Annotated in this window: 18 protein-coding genes; 10 read left to right on the top strand and 8 right to left on the bottom strand. The window is 54.8% G+C overall.

Going from position 1 to position 23,568, the window contains the following annotated elements; translation table 11 throughout:
- Positions 1-10 precede the first annotated feature (10 nt).
- Complete coding sequence (locus tag ACRBB0_RS14150) at positions 11-487, bottom strand: hypothetical protein (RefSeq protein ID WP_431375087.1); 477 nt, start codon at positions 485-487, stop codon at positions 11-13.
- 302 nt (positions 488-789) lie between these two features.
- Positions 790-2,172, bottom strand: a complete 1,383-nt coding sequence (locus ACRBB0_RS14155; RefSeq protein ID WP_431375088.1) for a M20/M25/M40 family metallo-hydrolase — start codon at positions 2,170-2,172, stop codon at positions 790-792.
- 290 nt (positions 2,173-2,462) lie between these two features.
- Between ACRBB0_RS14155 and hemA the strand changes: the two genes are divergently transcribed.
- The 3 genes from hemA (at position 2,463) to ispG (ending at position 6,700) form a co-directional block, all read left to right on the top strand.
- Positions 2,463-3,686 (top strand): 5-aminolevulinate synthase, encoded by a 1,224-nt coding sequence (gene hemA / locus ACRBB0_RS14160; protein ID WP_431375089.1) that lies wholly within the window; start codon positions 2,463-2,465, stop codon positions 3,684-3,686.
- A 123-nt stretch (positions 3,687-3,809) separates the two neighbouring features.
- Positions 3,810-5,468 carry a helix-turn-helix domain-containing protein gene (locus ACRBB0_RS14165; protein ID WP_431375090.1) on the top strand — a complete coding sequence of 553 codons (1,659 nt, stop codon included), beginning with the start codon at positions 3,810-3,812 and terminating at the stop codon, positions 5,466-5,468.
- 104 nt (positions 5,469-5,572) lie between these two features.
- Positions 5,573-6,700 carry a flavodoxin-dependent (E)-4-hydroxy-3-methylbut-2-enyl-diphosphate synthase gene (ispG, locus tag ACRBB0_RS14170; RefSeq protein ID WP_431375091.1) on the top strand — a complete coding sequence of 376 codons (1,128 nt, stop codon included), beginning with the start codon at positions 5,573-5,575 and terminating at the stop codon, positions 6,698-6,700.
- 81 nt (positions 6,701-6,781) lie between these two features.
- On the opposite strand, the gene ACRBB0_RS14175 is transcribed toward ispG, so the two are convergent.
- Positions 6,782-7,555, bottom strand: coding sequence for a DsbA family protein (locus ACRBB0_RS14175; RefSeq protein ID WP_431375092.1), 774 nt, complete (start codon positions 7,553-7,555; stop codon positions 6,782-6,784).
- A gap of 19 nt (positions 7,556-7,574) precedes the next feature.
- The gene (locus tag ACRBB0_RS14180) at positions 7,575-8,900 is read right to left on the bottom strand and encodes a M48 family metalloprotease (RefSeq protein ID WP_431375093.1); all 1,326 of its coding nucleotides are present in this window, start codon (positions 8,898-8,900) and stop codon (positions 7,575-7,577) included.
- Positions 8,901-8,957: 57 nt separating this feature from the next.
- Between ACRBB0_RS14180 and ACRBB0_RS14185 the strand changes: the two genes are divergently transcribed.
- The 3 genes from ACRBB0_RS14185 to ACRBB0_RS14195 all read left to right on the top strand — a co-directional run bounded on the left by ACRBB0_RS14185 (position 8,958) and on the right by ACRBB0_RS14195 (position 14,103).
- Positions 8,958-10,115: a pyridoxal phosphate-dependent aminotransferase gene (locus ACRBB0_RS14185; RefSeq protein ID WP_431375094.1), complete on the top strand. Its 1,158-nt coding sequence runs from the start codon at positions 8,958-8,960 to the stop codon at positions 10,113-10,115.
- A gap of 109 nt (positions 10,116-10,224) precedes the next feature.
- Positions 10,225-11,436 carry an N-acetylmuramoyl-L-alanine amidase gene (locus ACRBB0_RS14190; protein WP_431375095.1) on the top strand — a complete coding sequence of 404 codons (1,212 nt, stop codon included), beginning with the start codon at positions 10,225-10,227 and terminating at the stop codon, positions 11,434-11,436.
- Positions 11,437-11,553: 117 nt separating this feature from the next.
- Positions 11,554-14,103, top strand: coding sequence for a penicillin-binding protein 1A (locus tag ACRBB0_RS14195; RefSeq protein ID WP_431375096.1), 2,550 nt, complete (start codon positions 11,554-11,556; stop codon positions 14,101-14,103).
- Here ACRBB0_RS14195 and ACRBB0_RS14200 read toward each other — a convergent pair.
- Positions 14,100-14,948: an aminoglycoside phosphotransferase family protein gene (locus tag ACRBB0_RS14200; protein ID WP_431375097.1), complete on the bottom strand. Its 849-nt coding sequence runs from the start codon at positions 14,946-14,948 to the stop codon at positions 14,100-14,102. The two genes, ACRBB0_RS14195 and ACRBB0_RS14200, sit on opposite strands and share 4 nt — an antisense overlap.
- Positions 14,949-15,039: 91 nt before the next feature.
- Here ACRBB0_RS14200 and prfB point away from each other — a divergent pair, with 91 nt between their 5' ends.
- Positions 15,040-16,167, top strand: a complete 1,128-nt coding sequence (gene prfB, locus ACRBB0_RS14205) for a peptide chain release factor 2 (RefSeq protein ID WP_431375098.1) — start codon at positions 15,040-15,042, stop codon at positions 16,165-16,167.
- Between the two features lie 201 nt (positions 16,168-16,368).
- Positions 16,369-17,166, top strand: coding sequence for a DUF2189 domain-containing protein (locus ACRBB0_RS14210; RefSeq protein ID WP_431375099.1), 798 nt, complete (start codon positions 16,369-16,371; stop codon positions 17,164-17,166).
- Between the two features lie 78 nt (positions 17,167-17,244).
- On the opposite strand, the gene ACRBB0_RS14215 is transcribed toward ACRBB0_RS14210, so the two are convergent.
- Positions 17,245-18,066 carry a helix-turn-helix domain-containing protein gene (locus tag ACRBB0_RS14215; protein WP_431375100.1) on the bottom strand — a complete coding sequence of 274 codons (822 nt, stop codon included), beginning with the start codon at positions 18,064-18,066 and terminating at the stop codon, positions 17,245-17,247.
- Positions 18,067-18,167: 101 nt separating this feature from the next.
- Here ACRBB0_RS14215 and ACRBB0_RS14220 point away from each other — a divergent pair, with 101 nt between their 5' ends.
- Entirely contained in the window at positions 18,168-18,596 is a 429-nt protein-coding gene (locus ACRBB0_RS14220) for a hypothetical protein (RefSeq protein WP_431375101.1), read from the top strand.
- A gap of 59 nt (positions 18,597-18,655) precedes the next feature.
- Here ACRBB0_RS14220 and ilvN read toward each other — a convergent pair whose 3' ends face one another.
- Positions 18,656-19,216, bottom strand: coding sequence for an acetolactate synthase small subunit (gene ilvN, locus ACRBB0_RS14225; RefSeq protein ID WP_431375102.1), 561 nt, complete (start codon positions 19,214-19,216; stop codon positions 18,656-18,658).
- A gap of 112 nt (positions 19,217-19,328) precedes the next feature.
- Here ilvN and ACRBB0_RS14230 point away from each other — a divergent pair, with 112 nt between their 5' ends.
- Positions 19,329-21,389 (top strand): ATP-binding protein, encoded by a 2,061-nt coding sequence (locus ACRBB0_RS14230; RefSeq protein WP_431375103.1) that lies wholly within the window; start codon positions 19,329-19,331, stop codon positions 21,387-21,389.
- Positions 21,390-21,475: 86 nt separating this feature from the next.
- Here ACRBB0_RS14230 and ACRBB0_RS14235 read toward each other — a convergent pair whose 3' ends face one another.
- Positions 21,476-23,230: an acetolactate synthase 3 large subunit gene (locus tag ACRBB0_RS14235; RefSeq protein WP_431375104.1), complete on the bottom strand. Its 1,755-nt coding sequence runs from the start codon at positions 23,228-23,230 to the stop codon at positions 21,476-21,478.
- Between the last annotated feature and the right edge of the window lie 338 nt (positions 23,231-23,568).

The raw sequence follows: 23,568 nt of genomic DNA on the forward strand, positions 1-23,568 counted from the left end.
TGAATTGCCGTTAGTTTCCTTGCGAAGAAACAAGCGTGATCTGAGATAGGTCGACCTCGGGCATGTCGATTTCCATCGATGCGCTGGCGCTTTGGATAAAGGCGATCGAATTTTGGTCGAGCATCTTCAAGCCTGCTTTCCAGACCTCGGGTGGGGTATATACCATGAGCAAGGCCGCGCATGTTCCCGCCAATAGCCCGCCTGAATTTTGCCGCCGTGATCCGCTTTGGAACAAAAAGCGGAAAAGATGGGCCCCAAGCATGATGAAGGACGAGGCGATAAAGATCGTCAGCCCGCCCATGATCCAGCTGTGGTAATCGGATGCAACCGCGCCTTTGTTCAAAGACGCCTCAAGAACGGAACGGTTCGTCGCCAAAGAAATGATGAGATAGGCCCAGCCAAACCCAAGCAGCGTTGCCCCGATAGGGCGCGATTTGCGCGCATCGACATTGACGCAATTCCCAGTGCGGTAAAAATGAGAATCCACCCGGCGAATTCGTTGGCGGAAATCCCGATGGGAGAGTTTACTGGTTGTGCGTAACATGGCTCTTTTTGTAATTCAGAAATTGGGCAAAGCTGCGAAAGATTGCGGCGAAAGGGCCATATTTGGCCGAGGAAATACTTTGAATTGGATAAGACACAGGAAAACTTGTCGTTTTTCGGGAACATCCACTGCTTTGGGTCCGCAATGGGAGAGTATTTTAATCCCCGATTTACCAAGGCCATTCTTGCACCAAGCGCAGAGCGAATCGAACAGGCTTGGGTAAATCGGGGGATCGGTCGTTCGGTTTAGGTGATCGCGTCTAATATCCGCGCCCAGGATCGGATTCCTTTGTGAAAGCTCTCCACATCATATTTTTCATTGGGCGAATGCAACTGATCGTCGTCCTTGCCCCAGCCAACCAGCATCGAATCCATCCCCAAAATGGTTTCAAAGAACCCGGCGACAGGGATTGACCCGCCACAGCCAGCAAACGCGGCCTCAAATCCCCATTCCGCGCCCAATGCCGCGCGTGACGCTTCAAAGGCGGGGTGTACCGTCGACATTTGTCCGGCGGCTGATGCGCCATGGCCATGGAAGGTGACCGAAACATCATCCGGCAATTGCGCCTCGACCCAGGCCCGAAACTCTTTGCGGATTGCATGGGGGTCTTGGGTGCCGACAAGGCGGAAACTGACTTTTGCATGGGCTTGGGCGGGCAAAACGGTTTTGAATCCATCGCCCGTATAGCCGCCCCAAATGCCGTTCACATCAGCGGTTGGGCGCGACCAGATCATTTCGATCGGGCTGCGATCTTGTTCCCCTGCGGGATCAGACAGGCCAACATCGCCGAGAAATTCAGAGTGGTTGAACTCAAGCGCCTTCCATTGTTCCGAAATCTCAGGCGACAGCTCTGGCACGCCGTCATAGAAATTGGGCACCTGAATCCGCCCCTGATCGTCGTGAAGGTTGGCCAAGACGCCCGACAACACCCGAATCGGATTCATGGCCAAGCCACCAAACATCCCGGAATGCAGGTCTTTGTTCGCCGCCGTTATGGTCATTTCCTCGCCCAATAGCCCGCGCAACTGGGTGATGATCGCCGGAACCCGACTTTCAAACAGGCCGGTGTCGCAAATAAACGCCAGGTCAGCTTTGAGATCGTTTTTATTCTGCTCAAGAAATGGAACAAGTGAGGGCGAGCCGCTTTCTTCTTCACCTTCAAAGAAAAACGTGATTCGACAGGGCATCTTTCCAAATTCGGCTTTCCAAGCCCGACAGGCTTCGACGAAAGTCATAAGTTGGCCCTTGTCGTCGGAAGAACCGCGCCCGCGAATGACTTTTCCTTTGGCGGTATCTTCGATTTGGGGATCAAAGGGATCGTTGTCCCAAAGCTCCAACGGGTCGACCGGCTGGACATCATAATGGCCATAGAAAAGCACATGTGGCCCCGTGCCATCTTCGGGGCCTTCGACATGGCCAACAACCATTGGATGACCCGGTGTTTCACGGGTTTCGGCTTGAACTCCCAGCGATTTCAGATCGGCCACCAACCAGTCCGCAGCCTTGCTACATTGGGCTTTGAAGGCCGGATCCGTCGAAATCGACTGAATACGCAGCAGCTCCATCAGACGGTCGATTGCATTTGGCAGATCATCGTCGATCCGCGCCAAAACAGCGTCGAGAGACATGGCGGTTTACTCCTATGAAAACGTTTGACGCGACCCTATCAGAGGGCGGCATGCTGTCCAGCAGAAGGGCCGCCGACATCGGTCAAGTTTCCTATAGGAGACAAAGGGTGGGGTATGCCGGACTAGGGTCTGTGATAAGCTTGACGTAAATCAAGGATGCGACCACAGGTCCCCGCGTAGACCATAGACATAAAGATGCGCGGACGATATTCATTCATGAAATTGAATGCTGAACCAAGCTGTTTCGGGTCGTTGCCGTGCTAAGGCCCATGACAAGAAGGAGGTCACCGGTGAACTACACCGCGAAACTCGACGAAGCCCTTAACCGTCTTCACGAAGAAGGCCGGTACCGTACCTTCATTGATATTGAGCGTAAGAAAGGCAACTTTCCGCACGCGACCTGGACCAAGCCAGATGGCAGCGAACAACCGATCACTGTTTGGTGTGGCAATGACTATTTGGGCATGGGGCAACATCCGGTTGTTCTGAATGCGATGCACGAAGCTCTGGATGCCACCGGTGCAGGCTCGGGTGGGACACGCAACATTTCAGGCACCACAGTTTATCACAAAGCGCTCGAAGCAGAGGTCGCCGATCTTCACGGCAAAGAGGCGGCTTTGTTATTCAACAGCGCCTATGTCGCCAATGACGCGACATTGTCCACGCTTCCGAAACTCTTTCCCGGTTTGATCATTTATTCGGATGAGTTGAACCACGCCTCGATGATCGAGGGGATTCGCCGCAATGGTGGGGCCAAACGGGTGTTCCGTCACAATGATGTTGAACATCTGCGTGAACTGATGATGGCGGATGATCCCAAAGCTCCCAAACTGATCGCCTTTGAATCGGTTTACTCAATGGATGGTGACTTTGGTCCTATCGAAGCTCTGTGTGATTTGGCCGACGAATTCGGCGCGCTGACCTATATCGACGAAGTACATGCTGTTGGCATGTATGGTCCGCGTGGGGCAGGTGTCGCCGAGCGTGATCGCTTGATGCACCGTCTTGATATTATCAACGCGACCTTGGCCAAGGCCTATGGCGTTGTGGGTGGATACATCGCGGCAAGCGCAAAATTGTGTGACGCCGTAAGGTCTTATGCGCCGGGCTTCATCTTCTCAAGCTCCATGCCACCGGCGGTTGCTGCTGGGGCGGCGGCCTCTGTGCGCCACCTCAAACATGACCGCGCTTTGCGTGAAAAGCATCAGACCCAAGCCAAGATTCTCAAGACACGTCTCAAAGGTCTGGGCATGCCGATCATTGATCACGGCTCGCATATTGTGCCTGTGATTGTTGGCAATCCGGTCCACACCAAGAAGCTGTCGGACATGCTTTTGGACGGATACGGCATCTATGTTCAGCCGATCAATTTCCCGACTGTTCCACGCGGTACCGAACGTTTGCGCTTTACCCCATCACCGGTGCATGGCCCCGATGAAATGGATAAACTCGTACACGCTATGGACGAGCTTTGGAGCCATTGTGCGCTGAATCGCGCCGAATTAGCCGGGTAACCTGTGGAAATCCTGTCATAACAGTTGCGATATGGTAATGTGATCGCAATAAGTGGGCGACTCGAATCGAGCTGCCCACATCGGGCAGGCATGAAACGGAACTAGGGTAATGGGGCAGTCTGGATGATCGGGCGCAAATCCCAAGATACGCCGGAGTTGGCTGAAGAGGCTCCGCAGAGCTTTGATGATTTTGCCTTGCAACTGGGCGATGTCATGCGGGGCGAACGGGCGACTCTGGGCAAATCTTTGCTCGATGTTCAACGTGAGTTGCGCATCAAAGCCAGCTATATTGCCGCCATCGAAAATTGTGATCCAACAGCCTTTGACACGCCCGGTTTTATTGCCGGGTATGTGCGCTCTTACGCGCGCTACCTTGGAATGGATCCCGACGAAGCGTTTGACACCTTCTGCCAAGAAAGCGGATTTTCCGTTGCGCATGGCATGTCTGACAAAGCGTCGGTCGTCAAAAAATCCGAAGACAGCGCCTTGCGTCCACGCACCCGCGATCCGCTCGCGGAACCAACCATGGCCTATGCGCCGGTTGGCGATTCCGTTTTGTCACGCATCGAACCGGGGGCGATTGGGTCGTCCTTGGTGCTGATCGCGCTGATTGCCGGCATTGGTTATGGCGGCTGGACTGTGTTGCAAGAGGTGCAGCGCGTTCAAGTCACGCCGGTTGATCAAACTCCGGTGGTCCTGAGCGAGCTTGATCCGATTGATGCGGCGGGCACGGCGCGTGCTGTGCCTACGCCAACATCGGATGGGCCAACGATTGTTGCGGCTGCGCCGGATGGTGCAGGGGTGTTCACCCCGCCATCTTCAGAAGCATTTGACCGCCTGTATCGTCCGCAAGCCCTTGATGTTCCTGTGCTTGTTGCGCGCGACGCCCCGATTTCGACCCTCGACCCTGAAACTGTCGGTGTGTTTTCTGAAATGGCACGCTCCGATCTGCCCCAGGTTCAGGACAGCAGCTTGGCCGCCGCCGCGTTGGCCCAGGGTTTGGCTGCGCATCCGGGGCAGACCGCTGTTGGCACGGCGCACAATCCGGCCGTTTCTGGCCAAGGCGTGACGGTTGTTGCTGCGCGTCCTGCTTGGGTTCAGGTCAAGGATGAGGCCGGTGCGGTGCTGTATTCCGGTATTCTAAACGCCGGTGACACCTATGTTGTGCCGCGTGACGCCGCGACGCCGCGTATGCAAATTGGCGAATCCGGTGCGGTCTATTTTGCAGTCAACGGTACCAGCTTCGGCCCCGCGGGCCCAAATGGCACGGTCACCGAAAACGTATCGCTGCAAGCTCAGGACTTGATGGCGCGTTACACGCCTGTCAAAGCTGGCGCAGACGCCGATCTTGAAACAGTTTTGGTTGAGCTGGACGTGAAATCGCGCTCTGCCGCTCCTGTTTTTGCGGCTGCCGCGACACCGACAATCCCCAAGGTTCTCGCCGATCCGCTTCCTGGGATCACCATTGTTGCCACGCGTGAAGCGTGGATTTTGGTGAAATCACCGTCGGGCACACGCATCCATGAGACGATTTTGAAACCCGGTCAATCGTACCGTGTTCCGCAGACAGAACAGCCGCCGACAATTCGGACTGGCGATGCCGGGGCGATCTATTTTGCTGTGAATGGTCAGACGTTTGGCCCATATGGTGGCAATGGCGCGATTGCCGATAATCTTGCGTTGTCTGCCAGCAATGTGTCCTCCAAAATGGCGGTTGCAGACCTCACGCAAAACCCAACTTTGGCCAAAGTTGTGGCTGAGTTGAGCCTGTCTCAAAACTGATTTTCGCCAAAGCTCGATTGATGCAGACGCAGCGCTGGTAACAGCCGGTTGCGCGCTCTATGTAGTTTATTACAACATGCTTTGTTCCAAACAGGACCGGACTCATGAGCCTCAATCACATCCGCCCGTGGCGCAATATTTACCGCCGCACGTCCCGCCAAATTATGGTTGGCAATGTGCCTGTCGGGGGGGATGCACCGATTTCTGTGCAAACCATGACCAACACGGTCACCACTGATATTGCAGGAACAATTGCGCAAGTTCAGGCCGCCGCCGATGCTGGGGCCGATATCGTTCGCGTCTCGGTGCCCGATGAAGACAGTGCAACGGCGCTCAAAGAGATTGTGCGCGAAAGCCCGGTACCGATCGTCGCCGATATCCATTTTCATTATCGCCGTGGTATCGAAGCGGCCGAAGCCGGTGCCGCCTGTTTACGGATCAATCCGGGCAATATCGGCTCTGAAGCGAGAATCAAGGAAGTGATCCAAGCGGCGCGGGATCACAATTGTTCGATCCGAATTGGCGTGAACGCAGGCAGCTTGGAAAAACATCTGCTGGAAAAATACGGTGAGCCATGCCCGGACGCGATGGTCGAAAGTGGGATGGATCACATCAAGATCCTGCAAGACCATGATTTCCATGAGTTTAAGATCAGCGTCAAAGCCTCTGATGTCTTTATGGCGGCAGCGGCTTATCAGCAATTGGCCGAACAAACCGACGCCCCGATCCACCTCGGTATCACCGAGGCAGGGGGGCTGACCTCGGGCACGATCAAATCGGCGATTGGCATGGGCAATCTGCTTTGGATGGGGATCGGCGATACGATCCGCGTGAGCCTGTCAGCGGATCCGGTTGAAGAGGTCAAAGTCGGCTATGAAATCCTCAAATCCTTGGGGCTGCGCCATCGCGGTGTGAATATTATTTCTTGTCCCAGTTGCGCTCGGCAGGGGTTCGATGTGATCAAAACCGTCGAGACGTTAGAAAAACGCCTAGAGCATATCAAAACCCCGATGAGTCTGAGCATCATTGGCTGTGTTGTGAATGGTCCGGGAGAAGCGTTGATGACAGATGTCGGGTTTACCGGCGGCGGAGCCGGGAGCGGCATGGTCTATCTTGCGGGCAAAGCCAGCCACAAGATGAGCAACGACCAAATGGTCGAGCATATCATCGAAGAAGTAGAAAAACGTGCGGCACAGATTGATGCCCAAGCGGAGCTTGATGCGGCTGAATAGTTAGCGCTTAACGCGAAAGACAGTCGGTAATCTACGAAAGGCGCTCGGAAAAATCTCCAAGCGCCTTTTGCGTTGTTAACGTTATTTACGCAGCTCGGCCACGATTTCTTTCATTGCAGGAAGCGGCGCGTAACCACGTACCATTTGGTCACCAAAGGCAAAACTTGGCGTGCCGTTAATGCCCATTTTTTGGCCCAAAGCACGGGTCTCAGCAATCCGACGCGTCACTTCTTCGCTTTCGGTTTCGGCCCAGATCGCATCGCCATCCAAACCCAAGGTTCCCGCCAAGCGCACCAATGGGCTTTTGCCTGGGTTGCCCTTCATCGCAATCAGCGCTTCGTGGACGGCTTTATAAGCTTCATCGCCGCCGACAATTTGGGTGGCGATTGCGAAACGGGCTGAGATCATAGAGGCCTCACCAAGGATCGGGAACTCTTTGACGATCAAACGGATATTCCCGTCTTTTTCAATCAATTCAGCTACTTCCGGATGGGCTTTGCGGCAATAACCACAGCGGTAATCCAAAAACTCAACAATGGTCACATCGCCATCTGGATTGCCGTCAACAAAGCTATAGCCGTCATTATACAGGGCCTCAGCATTATCCGCGACAAGCGTTTCGTCGGCGCGTTCCTGTTGGGCAGCCTGCTGTTCTTCATACAACGCCGCGGCCTCAAAAATGACACCCGGGTTTTCAAGCAAATAGCCGCGCACAGCATCACCAAAGGCGGCGCGCTCAGCCTCTGACATGTTTTTTAGATCGAACCCCTCGGCCTGAGCGGAGCCTCCGATTGTCAGCATCAACGCGGCAGCACTGCTTAGCAACACCGATGATAGGGGGCGGGATTTGAACATGGTCACTCCAATCTTGATCTTAACGCCGACGCTTGGCCTGTTTTGATGCATGTAGCACATCTTGGGCACGCTGCCACGGGCTTGACCCACGCGGAAGGCGATCTACGGCGCGTTTTGCATGTAATTCGGCATCTTTGAACCGACCTTGAAGCGCATAGCGCTCTGCCGTCGCCAAAGAGGCCATCGCCGGTTGGTTGGTTTTCGCATAGGCGACGCTGAGGTCACGCAGGATGCGCGCGTCAGAAAAATCACGCCCCCGCGCTGCTTCCAACGCTTTTAACGCGTCTTTTGGATGTCCTGCCGCCAACAATGATCGCCCAAGCCCGCCCAAGATCAATGGCTCACGCGGGGCGCGGTTGGCGGCTTTGCGATAAACAGCAACCGCCTGATCAAATTTGCGTGATTCCAGCAATATCTGTCCCTTGAGCTCCATCAGATACGGATCCGTTGGGCGCAGGGCCAATGCCCCGTCGATCGCAGCAATCGCCTTTTTGAGATTAGAATCGCGGTGGTGGGCCACCGCTTGACGCATCAGTGCAATGTCTTTGCTTGCGCTGGATTTTGCTCGGCGCAGGGTCCAGCTTGGCGCACGTTTAAAGGCCGTCAGTTTACCGCGCATACGCTCAAACCAATATTGCGCATTGGGGTCGCGTTTGCCGCCCGGATTTGCGGCAACCAAGCCTTTAAGCGCTCTCAGACGGTCGCGGGTGAGCGGATGCGTGCGCATGTAAGGGTCTTGGCGCGATTGAGCGAGCGATTCCTGCCCACGAAACAAATCCTGCACTTCAACCGCACCGCTTGGGTCAATCCCGGCGCGTTTCATATAGCGAACCGAGGAAATATCTGCCGCGGATTCTTCGGCGCGGGTATGGGCAAAAAGCAACCGTTGCGCCGATCCTTGTGTGCCAAGCGCAATGGCCGCCGCCGCTTTGCCGTTCCCCGTGGCCGCGCCCGCCGCCGCAGCGAGCGCCATGCCCAAACCCGCAGCCGTCCGCGCAATCTGGGCGTTGCCCAAACGCCGGGTGATATGGCCGTTGGCGATATGGGCGGCTTCATGGGCGATCACAGCTTGCAAAGCAGGGGCGGTGTCCAATTTCATGATCAGACCGTAATTGATAAAAATGTGCCGGGTATCGGCAACAAACGCGTTCAGCGCGCTGTCATTCACAACCAAAATCTGAATTTGCGACGCATTCAGACCGGCGGCTTGCAGGATCGGTGCGGCGATTTTTTTCAACGAATATTCAATATCCGCATCTCTGAGCAACGAAATGCGCGCCTGTAGCGGGGTGGCGATTATCAGGGAAAGCGCGAAAAGGACGCTCATCAATCTAGGAAGGATCATTGCGTTCTGCCTCTGCCACTCATAAGCCTCATTGAACGGCACAGTAGAGAGGGCGACATGCAAAATTCAAGACGCGGATTGGTTGATCCTTTTATTGTGATGGATGTGATGGAAGCCGCTCGCCAAGCCGAAGCCGACGGGCGCCACATCATTCACATGGAGGTGGGCCAGCCCAGCACCCCAGCCCCCGCCGCCGCGCGCGATGCGCTCAGCCGAGCCATGCAAGAGGACGCGCTGGGGTATACCGTTGCTCTGGGGATACCGGCCCTTCGACAACGCATCGCAAGCCTCTATAATGATTGGTATAATATCGACCTTGACCCAGAACGTGTTGTGGTCACTCCGGGGTCATCCGGTGGGTTTGTGCTGGCCTTTACGGCGCTGTTTGATGCCGGTGACCGGGTGGCCTTGGGCGCGCCGGGCTATCCGTCATATCGTCAGATTCTCAAGGCTCAGGATTTGGTCCCGGTTGAAATTCAGACCTCGGCAAAGAACCGCTTGCAACTGGTGCCCGATGATCTGGAAGGTGTGGATTACCAAGGCATCATGATCGCATCGCCAGCGAATCCCAGCGGCACGATGCTTGGCCGATCTGAACTGGCCGCGCTGATTGGGACGGCGCAGGATCGCGGGGCGACCTTCCTGTCGGATGAAATCTATCATGGCATTGAATATGAAAAGAAAGCGGTCAGTGCGCTTGAGATTTCAGATGATGTGTGTGTGATCAACTCCTTCTCGAAATACTTCTCAATGACCGGCTGGCGCCTTGGGTGGTTGGTTTTGCCGGAACCACAGGTGAGACAGGTCGAACGCTTGGCGCAAAACATGTTCATATGTGCGCCCCATGCGGCCCAGGTTGCCGCGCTTGGTGCCTTGGATGCCAAGGACGAACTTGAGGCGAATATGGATGTGTACCGCACCAATCGCGCCCTGATGCTAAGCGGGTTGCCTGCGGCCGGGTTTGATCGCATCGCGCCGCCCGATGGCGCGTTTTACGTCTATGCCGACATCAGTCACATCACTGAGGACAGCCGCGCCTTTGCCCGTGCGATTCTGGATGAGGTTGGGGTTGCGGTAACGCCGGGGATGGATTTTGACCAACAGCGCGGGGCAGGGACTTTGCGCTTTTCCTATGCCCGTGCCACCGCAGATATCACCGAAGGCTTGGAGCGGTTGCGCCGTTTTATGGTCCGCCATGGGCATGTTTCGGCTTGATCGGTTCTCGGCTCTGGTCTGAACCGATCTGAGGCTGTTAAGATATCGCCAAGAGCGCCCGGCAAACGGGCCGTTGAGCAAACATAGGGTGTGAGGCCGGGTAAGCAGTATGCTGAAATGGATAATAGCAGCGGCGCTGATGGGCGCGGGGAGTTTTGCGGCTGCCCAAGACAGCAGCGGCCTTGCCCGATATGAAAGTGGTGGTTTTAGCGATCCCTATTGGGGGGGCAGTACCGAGCTTGAACTGCAGCTCAGCCAGGGCGTGCCGTGGCGGGTCTTTACCCTAAGCGATCCTGCCCGTTTGATTTTGGACTTCCGCGAAGTTGATTGGTCTGACGCAAATGCAGCCACTGTCGATCAGAGTGAGAAAATCACATCGGTGCGCATGGGGGCGTTTCGCCCCGGTTGGTCGCGGCTTGTGGCCGAGCTGGCGCAACCGATGAAGATCAAGGCGGCAGCGCTTGCGGTTGATCAAGACAGCGGCCGCGCCGCGCTAAATCTGACGCTGGAAGACGTCGACGCCGCCACGTTTCAAGACCTGTCCGGCATGCCCTTTGATCAGGTTTGGGACGTGCCGCAAACAGTGATCCGCCGCGCCAAACCGGCGGATGCCGACGCGCCGCTTACCATTGTGCTTGATCCCGGCCATGGAGGGATTGATCCCGGTGCCGAACGGGGGGGCAAAAACGAAGCGGGTCTGATGCTTTTGTTTGCCCAAGAGCTGCGCGACGTGTTGCTGCGTACCGGGGACTACGAAGTTGTTCTGACCCGGCAATCCGATACCTTTGTGTCGCTGGAGGGGCGCGTGGCCATCGCCCATGATGTCGGCGCGGACCTGTTTATTTCATTGCATGCGGATGCCTTGGCGCAGGGGGTGGCGCATGGGGCGTCGGTCTATACTCTGGCGGCTGAGGCCTCTGACGCGGCCTCGGCGGCCTTGGCAGAACGCCATGATCGGGATGATTTGCTCTCTGGGATTGATCTCTCGGGCACCGACGATCGGGTTGCCCGCGTTTTGTTGGATCTGTCCCGGCTCGATAACACCCCACGTTCCGGTGCTTTGGCCCGCCATTTGGTCTCTGGCATTCGCAGCGCATTGGGGCAGGTTCATAAACGCCCGCAACGCGAAGCCAGCTTTTCGGTCCTCAAGTCAGCAGATATCCCATCGGTTTTGATTGAACTTGGGTTTCTTTCGACACAGCGCGACCTTGAAAACCTACAAGACCCAGCATGGCGCGCCGGTATGGCCGCAGGCATCCGCGACGGGATCAACGCGTGGTCGCTGGAAGACGAGGCCTTGTCGCGGTTGCGCCGACAATGAGCCGACAATGACTGGGCCAATTTTGAAACGCCGCGTCGGCAATTCCCCGCGCGGATGTGTTTTGACCACGGCCAACATGCCGTATAATGAAACCAAGAGCAGATTTGGGGGTCAGACGTGACCAGGTTCATCTTTTCGTTCTTTGGGGCGATCTTTTCTATTGTGACAATGGGCACCATGATGGTCGCTCTGACAATTGGTGCGATTTTTTGGATGTATGGCAGGGACTTACCAAGCCATGAACATCTGGCACAATATACACCGCCGACCATCAGCCGAATCTATTCGACCCAGGGTCAGGTGATTGATGAATTTGCCCAAGAACGCCGCCTGTTCACCCCGGCCGAAGAAATTCCTGAGCTGATCAAACATGCCTTTGTCTCGGCCGAAGATAAAAACTTCTATTCCCATCAGGGGTATGACCTGCGCGGTATCGCCTCTGCCGGGGTCGAAGCCATCCGATCGCGCGGTGGAAGTGTGCGCGGTGCCTCGACCATCACACAGCAGGTGATGAAGAACTTCCTTTTGTCGGGTGACCGCAAAATGGAGCGCAAAATCAAAGAGATCATCCTTGCGACCCGCGTCGAAGAGGCGCTGAGCAAGGAAAAGATCCTTGAACTTTACCTGAACGAAATTTTCCTGGGCCAAAACGCCTATGGTGTCACCGCCGCCGCGCAGGTGTATTTTAACAAAACCCTAAGCGAATTGGTGCCGCATGAGGCGGCTTTCTTGGCCTCTTTGCCCAAAGCGCCTTCGGATTTTCACCCGGTGCGCCGCAAAGAACGGGTGACAAACCGCCGAAATTTTGTGCTCAAGGAGATGTATGAAAACGGCTACATCACCTATGAGACCTATCAATCGGAACGGCTCTTGCCGCTGTTGTCGGTGCAAAACGGCGATTACACCCCCTATGGCCGGTCGCTGCCGCCGCGTGATTATTTCACCGACGAAATCCGTCGCCAGCTGAGCCGCAACTTCGGTGAAGATCAGTTCTTTTCCGGTGGCTATTCGGTCCGCGCGACACTTGATCCCGAAATGCAGGTTGAAGCGGCGCATTCTTTGCAACGCGCGCTTGAGCAATATGACCGTGGCCTTGGCCGTTGGAATGGCACCGGCAAAACGATCGCCGCGGATAAGCTCACCAGTGAAGAAGCCTGGCGTGAGGCGCTGAGCAATACACGGGTGACCCGCGATGTTGATCTGGTGTCCAAATGGTATCCGGCGGTTGTTCTGGATGTGCGCGAAAACGAATTGCAGGTCGGGATCGAAGGCATTGACCAGAACGATCCGCGTGGCAACATCGTTCCGCGCAAGGATACCAGCTGGTTCAAAGGTAACCTGTTTGACAATTTTGAGCGTGGCGACGTGATCCACCTGCGTGAGATGCGCGATGATGACAACGGCAATTTCATTCGCTGGACCCTGCGCCAAGTGCCCAAAGTGCAGGGCGGGTTTATGGCGATGGACGTCAATACCGGCCGTGTTATCGCGATGCAGGGTGGGTTTAGCTATCAGAACTCGGTCTTTAACCGCGCCACCCAGGCCCAGCGTCAGCCCGGCTCAAGCTTCAAACCCTTTGTCTACGCGGCGGCGTTGGACAGCGGCTATACCCCGGCGACCATCGTGGTCGACGCCCCGATTGAGATCGACACGCCTTATGGTGTGTGGCGGCCCCAAAACGCCAGCCACAAGTTCTATGGCCCGACGCCTCTTCGCACCGGGATTGAACAATCGCGGAACCTGATGACGATCCGGTTGGCCCAAGAGGTCGGGATGGATGTTGTGGCCTCTTATGCCGAAAAATTTGGCATGTATGAGAGCATGGGCCGTGTGTTGGCCAACGCCCTTGGGGCCGATGAAACCACGCTGTATCAGGTGGTTGCGGCCTATGCGATGTTTGCCAACGGGGGGGAGCGTGTACAGCCAACCCTGATTGACCGTGTCCAGGATCGCTATGGCACAACGATCTTTTCGCATGATGCCGCGCCTGGCAACAAACGGGTGTGCGTCAATTGTGATGATCCAAACCTGCGCGAAGGCCGCAGCCCGCGCATTGAAAATGACCGCGAGCGCGTCATGGATCCGGTCACCGCCTATCAGCTGACCTCGATGATGCAGGGGGTGGTTGAACGCGGGACAGCCCGCAAGACCGTCAAACTAAGCGTGCCAACGGCGGGTAAAACCGGGACGACAAACGATGCAAAAGACGTTTGGTTTGTTGGCTTTACGTCCAATATCGTTGCCGGGTGCTACATCGGCTATGACACGCCTCGGTCGATGGGACGCGGGGCTTCGGGCGGCGGTATGTGCGGCCCGGTCTTTACCCGGTTTATGCGCAAAGCGACGGCAAAATACGGTGGCGGCAAATTCCGCGCACCAGAAGATTGTACCTTCATCAAGATTGACCGCTTCTCCGGCGCCCGTGTTGGCTCTGATGCCAGCGGTCCAAATGTGGTGTCCGAATGCTTCCGCGACGATGGGTTTTCCACAATCGTCTTTGGCGGTCAGGGTCTGACAGGCAGCTTTGCAGTGTCTGGCAGCTTTGACCTGATCCGCCCCAATGAAGCGGCCGGTAAGGCGCGCGAAGTCACCACGTCGACCGGTAAGAAAGCCGTTGTCGGGCCCAAGGCGGGCTTTGGGACATTGTCGTCGGGTGGGTTGTTCTAAACCTCATCAGCGAGCTGGAGCAACAATGACAAAAGGTCGGCCTCTTGATTGATTCCAGGGCCGGCCTTTAACGTTCCTTTGGCTCGCAGTCCGATTGACCAGGCGCATTTGGCCGCAGCCCATTGCGCCAGACGTTTTTGATCAACCTCTAATCCCTGCGCAAACCATTCCAACCTCTGACGCTGCAAAGCCCGGTCGCGTAATAATGGATCACAGCCTTTGGGGTTGCGCATGGCGTTGGCCATCTCATAGGCCGGTTCCCCGAGCACGCCCTTGGCATCAATGGCGATCAACCCACGGTCCGAATAAAACACATTGTCATGATGCAAATCGCCATGCAGCGGGCGGATGTCAGTTTGAGTTGCCAGGAGATGCCGGGCAAGACCCGTGGCTTTGCGGAAATCCTGAACAATTCCTTGCGGACAATCGGCGTGAAATTTGAGGTCAAAGAGGTGTTGAAACCAGGCATCCAACGTCGGAAGATGGGGCATTGGGGGCAGGGGCAATCTGTACAAGTCTCGGCCAAAAACAGCCAGATTGGTGTTTTGATCCCACTGTCCCTCGCGCAGGGCCTGACCCAAAGTCTTGCCCGCCAGAAATTCAATCACCAAGGCGTTTTGGCGTACATGATAGATGCGCGGCACATGGCGATCGCTGGCTTGGGCCCATGCCTGCATCAGCCCAACTCCGGCGGTCTCGTTGCCCATATCGCTGCCATGATACAGTTTGAGCACTTGCTCGTGCCCCTCGGCACTTCGAACGCGCCACAGCTCAGCAATGCCGGTTTTGGTCAAAGGACGCGGATCTTTCAGGTGAAATTCGCGAAGAGCGCTTAGCAAATCCATTTGTACGCGTCCCTTGTCTTGCCGAGCCTTGCCGACCTTCGCGCCCCTTGCTATCACGCATCACCTGAATAAGTGAAACTGGATCAGACCCATGCGCGCAGAAGCACAGAACAATGTCGATAAGATCGAGAAATCGCTCGAATTGCTGCGCCAGCGGTTGGATTGGGATACGGCTCCGCATCGGCTTGAGGAATTCAATGCCCGCGTTGAGGACCCTAACCTGTGGGATGATCCTGAGGCGGCTCAAAAGCTGATGCGTGAACGCCAGATGTTGGTCGATGCGATGGAGACCTATAGCTCGATCAAGCAAGAGATGACCGACAATGTCGAGATGATCGAGCTTGGCGAGATGGAAGAAGATGACGAAGTCATCGCTGATGCCGAAGAGGCGCTGTCAGTTCTGACTGATAAGGCCGCCAAGAAAGAGCTTGAAGCCTTGTTGGACGGTGAGGCCGATTCCAACGACACGTTCCTGGAGATCAATTCCGGGGCAGGCGGCACAGAAAGCTGCGACTGGGCCAGTATGCTGGCGCGGATGTATGTCCGCTGGGCCGAAGCGCATGGCTATGATGTTGAACTTCAATCAGAAAGTGCGGGCGAAGAGGCCGGCATCAAATCGGCGGCCTACAAAATTTCAGGGCATAACGCCTATGGGTGGCTCAAATCCGAAAGCGGCGTACACCGGTTGGTGCGGATTTCGCCCTTTGACAGCGCCGCAAAACGGCACACGTCTTTTACCTCGGTCAAAGTGTATCCGGTGGTGGATGACAACATCGAAATCGAAGTGAACCCGGCCGATATTCGCATTGATACCTATCGGTCATCCGGTGCGGGTGGTCAGCACGTGAACACCACCGATTCCGCGGTGCGTATCACCCACCATCCCACAGGGATCGTTGTGACCTCGTCCGAGAAATCCCAACACCAGAACCGCGACATCGCGATGAAAGCGCTTAAGTCGCGCCTGTATCAGATGGAATTGGACAAACGCTCGGCGCTTGTGAACGAAGTGCATGAAAACGCCGGGGACGCGGGCTGGGGCAACCAGATCCGATCCTATGTGTTGCAGCCCTATCAGATGGTTAAAGACCTGCGCACAAGCTACGAGACTTCGGATACCAAGGGTGTTCTTGATGGCGATCTTGATGGGCTGATGGCGGCGACGCTGGCGCTTCAGGTGGCGGGCAAAAGCCGGGCTGACGCACAATCTGACGATTGATCCGATCGAATAGCAGGCATTGGAGCACCTAAAACGCCTCGACGCGTTTTGCAGATTCCTAGCCCGGAATTGATGCGCCAAGATTTGAGGGATGGGTATCTATTGTCGCATGGCGCTGTTGGTGGCCGTGTTATTCTTGCTTGCCAAACACATATCCGCTTTAGTGAATGGAAATAGGACTTGTCTCAGGGAGGAGGGGACATGCCCGATACACCAAAACCCGGCGTTCCCGCGTTGGCGGATGTGACATTCGAACATTTGAAAACTGCGTTAAAGCGCGGCTGGTCCGATGTGACCAAGGCTCCGATGTTTGCCTTGGTTTTTGCAGGAACCTATGTCTTGTGCGGTTGGATCATGACTTGGATCACCTTGCAGACGGGCCAAAGTTACTGGCTGGTCTTCGCGGCCATTGGCTTTCCTCTCATCGCGCCGTTTTTTGCCGTCGGCCTTTATGATGTGAGCCGCCGGATAGAGCAGGGGCGTCCTTTGGATTGGCCGGAAATCCTCTCTGTGATTTTGCGGCAATCCAAGCGGCAGTTACCGTCGATCTGCGCCATCATTATCTTTATGTTTTTGTTCTGGTTCTTTGTGGCCCACATGATTTTTGCCCTGTTCATGGGGCTTGCGACGATGACCAATGTCTCCACATCCTTTGATGTCTATTTGTCGGCTGATGGCATCACGATGCTCACGGTTGGCACCTTGGTTGGCGCGGCGTTTGCTTCGGTGTTATACATGATTACGGTGCTTTCCCTGCCTTTGCTGTTGGATCGGGAGGTGGATTTCGTCACTGCGATGATCACCTCGTTTCAATATGTTCAGGCCCATCCCATTCAGATGTTTGCCTGGGCGGGGTTCATCGCCATCTTTACATTCATTTCGATGTTGCCGGGGTTTGTCGGGTTGTTTTTGTCTTTGCCGCTGCTTGGGCATGCGACATGGCATCTCTATGATATGTTGGCTTATGACACCATGTCAGATCAGGGCAGTGCCGGCTGATACGGGTGCGGCGCAAAGAAAAAGGGTTGGCAAAAACCAACCCTTTTCCCGTGCGAGTGTGACCTGCAATTTGCGGAGTTAGGAAAATCCTTCGCCCACTTTCAGCAGGTTCTTGTGATAGGGCATAAGGCCCTCTTGGTCGCAGAACCCAGACATACGCGCCGCAGCTAATACTTTGGCGGTATTTGTGCCCAAATGTTCATAGACCAGACGTTCAACGCGGCGGCCTGCCACGTTTTCGCGTACGGTGCGGGTCACATATCCGACCCAAAAGTTATTCTCGAACGACGGAATGCGTGCGAGGTAATTGAATGAAGTTGTGGCAGAGCCTTTGCGGCTGACCAGCGCAGCGACCCCGTCTTCCTGAGGGAGAATCGCTCCGCGAAATTCTCGGGTTGCCGGGTTCGTTGGCAGGCCTTGTTGGCTCATCGCATCTTTGGCTTCGAAGCCTTTGAGAAAGGTGTTGTTGCCGTTGCGAAAGACGTAGATCAACCCTTGGACATACATCTGATCTTCCAAAAAGCTCCGGCGTGAAAACCGGTAAAACCCACTTGGAAAGACATCTTCTTCGAGTTTGCGCGAAGCGCCACTGACGAACTGCGCGATCGCGGGATCGGTGAGCAACCCTGAAGACGAGTTTTCGATTTTTTCAACCGGCTCAAGCAAGATCCGGGCATCGACCTGAAAGTAGGAACAAATCCGATGCAACACATCAGGTCTCGGAAAACTCTCGCCCGCCAGATAGCGGTTATATTGTGTTCGGTTGATCCCCAAATCCCGGCACAGGGCAGAGATAGAAGCGGCCTGGTTGGACAGTTGACGCAAGTTAGCACCAAGCATGCTGCGCAACTCGGCTGGGGTTGGGCGTCTTGATACGTTTCGGGTCTGTTCGGAGGGCATACGCCTTCTCTTTCTAGTTGATTTTGCTCCCGCCTCTTTACTTAGGCGGGTTGATTGTCCCAAAATGATACAGCGGGCGTTGCTAACTAGCGTCAGTGGTGATGCTTACTCGCACCAATCGTGCAAATTTACGCCACAAAAATCAAGCACCCGACGCGGGAAAAATCATATTCGATGTAAAAAGTTTGGTTCATTTTAAAGAGGCAATAACCAAAGAGTGCGTCATGGAAGAACGGATGTATGGGGTTGTCCTCTGGGCAGATGAGATAGACAGCAAAGCTGTCATCTGGTGTGAGGATCACGGCAACCTTGCCTATTACTCGGCAGCTGATCATAGCATGCACCGGGGCGTCGCCTTAGATGCAGGGGATTTGATACAATTTGATCTGCAAGAAGAAAGAGATTGCCGTCTCGCGCGCAACCTTCAGCATGTCGATTCCGGGTTTGCACCCGACATAGCGTCGAACTTGCAAGCCAAGAAAACCGGCGGGGATAACATCGTGAGTTTCCCAAACGCCCGCGTTTGTTGACCCAAAAATAAAGGCACCCATGAGGTGCCTTTTTGTTTTACTACTGATTGTTTGGGGCCTTAGGTGCCGCGCGCCAAGGCAGCGACACCTGTTCGCGCAACCTCTTCCAAGCCAAGCGGGCGCATGAGATCGGCAAACGCGTCGATCTTGTCGGGTGTCCCGGTGATTTGGAACACAAAGCTTTCCAACGTCGAATCGACAACATGTGCCCTAAAAATATCCGCCAATCGAAGCGCTTCGACGCGCTTGTCGCCATTGCCGTTGACCTTGATCAGCGCCAATTCGCGCTCGACTGAGCGCCCTTCAACGGTGAGATCGTGGACATCATGCACTTCGACAATGCGGCCAAGCTGGGCTTTGATCTGTTCGATCACTTGCGGCGTGCCCGTTGTGACAACTGTGATCCGTGACAGACCGCCCTCGTGGTCAACTTCGGCGACTGTCAGGCTTTCGATGTTATAGCCGCGACCGGAAAACAACCCGATGACACGTGCCAAAACTCCGGGTTCGTTTTCGACCAATACCGCCAGCGTATGTGTTTCCTGAATATCAGAGAACGTGGGGCGAAGGTTATAGGCCGAGTGCTTGCTCGAACCTTTCTTGATCTTTAGCGGCGACATGTCAGGCCTTTTCGTAAAGTTGCGCGGAAACTGCTTGCGTACTTAAACAATACTTCACGCCGATGCGCCAGTGTCAAAGCCAGTTTGGATTGGGTTCAGCATAGGCTTGGTGATGAAGGATGAGGCCCCAAACCGGCCTCCTATTGGTGGCTTTGGGAGAGTGTTACAAGATATTCCTGCTGCTTTGGCAGGGGTGTTGGACATTTTGCCGTTTTGGTTTTGGGAAACTGATTCCGATTTCAATTTTTGCTATTTGTCGGAAAATTGGGAACGGCTCACTGGCGGGAATATAAAAGCCTATCTTGGTCATTCGCGCCGGGACTATTTTTTGAGGATGTCTGAGCTTAACGAGGCAACGGAACACCATCTAAATGATTTGAAAAATCATCGACCTTTCCGTGACTTTGTGTACCGGCACGAATTTGTTGAAGGCCGGTTGGATTGGGTCACAACCAGCGGTGATCCGATTTTCGACCAGGATGGTCGGTTTGCTGGATACCGTGGGGCCGCATTGATTTCGACAGGCTCGGTGAAAGGGTCACAAAGTGCAGTTGCTGCTGAAAAAGCCCTGTTGCTGCGGACCAGAGATTTGGAAAAGACCATTGCCAAACGTAAGGCCGAGATGGAGGACACCAATCAGTTGATGTCCGAAGTTGTTGAAGCCATGAACGAAGGGTTGATGGTGACGTCTGGGGCTGATGCCCAAGATCCCTGTAATCGGATCATTTTGACGAACAAAGCCTATCGCAAATTGTTTGACTTAAACGACGACGACATCACTCCGAACATGCCGGTGAAAGAGTATTTGCAGCTATTGGCCAACCGCGGCGATTCCACCCGAGTGTTAAAACAAGCGCGTCACATGAACCAGATGCTGACATCGGGCGAAACCGTGATGATGGAAGTGCCCAGCACCAATAAATTCTTTCAGACAACGGCGGCAAAACGCCCGTCTGGTGGATATGTCTTGGTGCATACCGACGTCACGGACATGCAAGAACACGCCCTTGAATTGGCCACTGCGCGCGACGCAGCTGAGGTAGCAAACCAGACCAAGTCGAACTTTCTTGCGACCATGAGTCATGAAATACGGACACCGATGAATGGTATCGTTGGTATGGCGGATTTGCTGGCAGATACCGAATTGGACGCGGAACAAACGGAATTTGTGAATACGATTCGTGGCTCGGCCGTTGCGCTTACGGCTTTGATCTCCGACATTTTAGACTTTTCCAAAATTGAAGCGGGGCGTTTGAAACTGGCTGATGAGCCGTTTGACATGCGGCTTTTGATCCGTGAAATCAAAGATCTCATCGAACCTTTGGCCCTCGCAAAAGGCTTGCGGCTTGAGGCGCATGTTGCGTCCGATGTTCCGGCTGCTTTACGCGGCGATCCACTTCGGTTGCGGCAGGTTTTGCTCAATCTTTTGGGAAACGCGGTAAAATTCACCGAAAAAGGCCAGGTGATCCTGCGCGCGTCTCAAGGCGATAGCATGGTCATTCGGGTCATTGATTCCGGCGTTGGAATCCCGATGGACCAAGTTCAGCATATATTTGATCCGTTTGAGCAAATCGATTCCAGCCAGACACGACAACACCAGGGCACAGGGTTGGGATTGGCGATCACCAAGCGATTAATCGGTGCTATGAACGGCAATATCCATGTTTCGTCAGAACTGGGGAAAGGCACTGAAGTTGCCGTCTCGTTGCCGCTTGTCGCCTGTGAAGCGCGGCTAAAATCACCCGTCGATGAAACTGATGTATCATTTGATTTTAAAGGGTTACGCGTTTTGATCGCGGAAGATAACAAGACAAATCAATTTGTAGTCAGCCGTATTTTGGAACGAAGCGGTGTTGAAATAACCTTGGCAAACAACGGATTTGAGGCATTGGATAGCTATGATCCAGAGGCCTTTGATCTGGTTCTTATGGATATCTCAATGCCGATTATGACCGGGCTTGAGGCATGCCGTGAAATCCGTGCGCGCCAGCTCAATATGGGATGGCCATCACGACCTATCATTGCGCTGACCGGAAATGCGTTTGAGAAAGATCAGAAAGAGGCAAAAGAAGCGGGGATGGATGGTTTCTTGACCAAACCGGTGCGTAGACAGGAGCTTTTGCAAACCATCGCAGCGCATCTTCGCGAAAAGGGCACTGAGGATACTAGCTAGTTCGGCGAAATACCGCGCGGTTATATCCCAAGTGTTTGACGAACAGGGAAAAAGACCCGCCCCAAACTTTGGAGCGGGTCAGCCATTTAGACCAGAACAGCACCGGAATTACCGATTGCGTCTTTGGTGGATGCCTCACCAAGCAGCATTTTGTTATGCGGCTCACCTGATGGGATCATCGGGAAGCAATTTTCGTGCTTTTCGACCAGGCAATCAAAGATCACCGGACCATCATATTTGATCATTTCCATGATCGCATCATCAAGGTCGGCCGGGTCGCTGCACTGAATACCTTTGGCACCAAAGGCTTCGGCCAGCTTCACAAAATCGGGAAGGGATTCAGACCAGCTATGCGAATACCGCTCGCCGTGCAGTAATTCTTGCCACTGACGGACCATCCCAAGGCGTTCGTTGTTGAGGATGAACTGTTTGACCGGCAGGCGAAACTGCATCGCGGTGCCCATTTCCTGCATGTTCATCAACCACGATGCCTCGCCGGCGACGTTCACAACAAGCGCGTCTGGATGCGCGACTTGAACACCGATGGAGGCCGGGAAGCCATAGCCCATTGTCCCAAGCCCGCCGGATGTCATCCAACGGTTTGGATCTTCAAATCCCAAATATTGCGCTGCCCACATCTGATGCTGACCAACTTCGGTACAGATGTAGCGATCCATACCTTTGGACAGGGCTTCGAACCGGGCCAGGGCCTGTTGCGGTTTGATCGTTGGACCGGATTGTTTGAAAGACAGGCAATCGGTTTTGCGCCATTCGTCGATCTGGGCGACCCAGCGGGCAATGCCCTCGCGGTTAACTTTGCGGCCACGCGCTTTCCAAACCCGCAGAATATCTTCGAGAACATGACCAACATCGCCAACAATCGGGATATCGGTTTTGATGACCTTGTTGATCGAGGACGGATCAATATCGATATGGGCTTTGATCGAATTCGGGCTGAACGCGTCCAGGCGTCCGGTGATCCGGTCGTCAAAACGGGCCCCGATATTGATCATCAAATCACAGCCATGCATGGCCAAGTTGGCCTCATACAAACCGTGCATCCCAAGCATGCCCAGCCAAGCTTTGCCCGAGGCCGGATAGGCCCCAAGACCCATCAAAGTCGAGGTGATTGGAATGCCCGTGGCATCGACCAATTCACGCAGCAATTGTGACGCGCCGGGACCGGAGTTGATTACCCCCCCCCCCGTGTAAAACACGGGTCGTTCCGCGTTTTCAATGGCTTCGACCAGCTGTGTGATCGTTTCGATATCGCCTTTGACGGGCGGCTGGTAGTGGCTCACGCTCGCTTTGGGCTTTGTTGTGTAAGTCGCTGACGCGAATTGAACATCCTTGGGAATGTCGATCAAGACCGGACCGGGGCGGCCAGATGTTGCGACATGAAACGCCTCATGAATGACGCCAGACAGTTTTTCGGTTTCTTTGACCAGCCAGTTGGCCTTGGTACAGGGGCGGGTGATGCCAACCGTATCGGCTTCTTGGAACGCATCCGAGCCGATCATAAAGGTCGGAACCTGACCGGTGAGAACCACCAATGGAATGGAGTCCAAGAGCGCATCGGTGATGCCGGTCACTGCGTTGGTCGCTCCGGGGCCCGAGGTCACAAGAACAACTCCGGGCTTGCCGGTTGAACGGGCATAGCCTTCGGCGGCGTGAACCGCGCCTTGTTCGTGACGCACCAGAATGTGGCGAATGCTGTTTTGCTGAAAAATCGCGTCGTAAATCGGTAGGACTGCGCCGCCGGGATATCCAAACACCGTGTCGACACCCTGATCAATCAGAGCTTGAACCACCATATCCGCACCGGTCATTTGACCACTCATCGCATTTCTCCGTCCACGATTATTCCACTGTTACGCATAAAAAAGCCCCCGTCGGTCTGGCGGGGGCGCATGGTCCTAAAAAGGGTGTCCGTTACCGGCCCATGCGCTGTTTTCCCACAATGACGACTAGAGCATTCATGCCCAAGGCTCCTTTAAATACGTGCGCGGACGTTATGGTAGTCAGGCTGGGGCGTCAACAGGGAATGGTGTGAAAAATATGTCGCAGCTATGTGTTTTTCTTTCCGGTTGTTGCGCCGATTGCTCTGACTGCGACATTTGTGCAATTTTCTGCAGGCGCATGGGGCACGGGGCGGGCACGGTTGAGACACATTGTTGAG

The organism is Pelagimonas sp. (genome assembly GCF_050633425.1).
GTDB lineage: Bacteria > Pseudomonadota > Alphaproteobacteria > Rhodobacterales > Rhodobacteraceae > Pelagimonas.

Excerpts from the sequence above, each read along its gene's own strand:
- prfB (WP_431375098.1), top strand. The coding sequence starts at position 15,040 with ATGCGCGCAGAAGCACAGAACAATGTCGATAAGATCGAGAAATCGCTC.
- ACRBB0_RS14200 (WP_431375097.1), bottom strand. The coding sequence starts at position 14,948 with ATGGATTTGCTAAGCGCTCTTCGCGAATTTCACCTGAAAGATCCGCGT.
- ACRBB0_RS14210 (WP_431375099.1), top strand. The coding sequence starts at position 16,369 with ATGCCCGATACACCAAAACCCGGCGTTCCCGCGTTGGCGGATGTGACA.
- ACRBB0_RS14165 (WP_431375090.1), top strand. The coding sequence starts at position 3,810 with ATGATCGGGCGCAAATCCCAAGATACGCCGGAGTTGGCTGAAGAGGCT.
- ACRBB0_RS14175 (WP_431375092.1), bottom strand. The coding sequence starts at position 7,555 with ATGTTCAAATCCCGCCCCCTATCATCGGTGTTGCTAAGCAGTGCTGCC.
- ACRBB0_RS14220 (WP_431375101.1), top strand. The coding sequence starts at position 18,168 with ATGCTTACTCGCACCAATCGTGCAAATTTACGCCACAAAAATCAAGCA.
- ACRBB0_RS14180 (WP_431375093.1), bottom strand. The coding sequence starts at position 8,900 with ATGATCCTTCCTAGATTGATGAGCGTCCTTTTCGCGCTTTCCCTGATA.
- ilvN (WP_431375102.1), bottom strand. The coding sequence starts at position 19,216 with ATGTCGCCGCTAAAGATCAAGAAAGGTTCGAGCAAGCACTCGGCCTAT.
- ACRBB0_RS14185 (WP_431375094.1), top strand. The coding sequence starts at position 8,958 with ATGCAAAATTCAAGACGCGGATTGGTTGATCCTTTTATTGTGATGGAT.
- ACRBB0_RS14230 (WP_431375103.1), top strand. The coding sequence starts at position 19,329 with ATGAAGGATGAGGCCCCAAACCGGCCTCCTATTGGTGGCTTTGGGAGA.
- ACRBB0_RS14190 (WP_431375095.1), top strand. The coding sequence starts at position 10,225 with ATGCTGAAATGGATAATAGCAGCGGCGCTGATGGGCGCGGGGAGTTTT.
- ACRBB0_RS14155 (WP_431375088.1), bottom strand. The coding sequence starts at position 2,172 with ATGTCTCTCGACGCTGTTTTGGCGCGGATCGACGATGATCTGCCAAAT.
- ispG (WP_431375091.1), top strand. The coding sequence starts at position 5,573 with ATGAGCCTCAATCACATCCGCCCGTGGCGCAATATTTACCGCCGCACG.
- ACRBB0_RS14235 (WP_431375104.1), bottom strand. The coding sequence starts at position 23,230 with ATGAGTGGTCAAATGACCGGTGCGGATATGGTGGTTCAAGCTCTGATT.
- ACRBB0_RS14215 (WP_431375100.1), bottom strand. The coding sequence starts at position 18,066 with ATGCCCTCCGAACAGACCCGAAACGTATCAAGACGCCCAACCCCAGCC.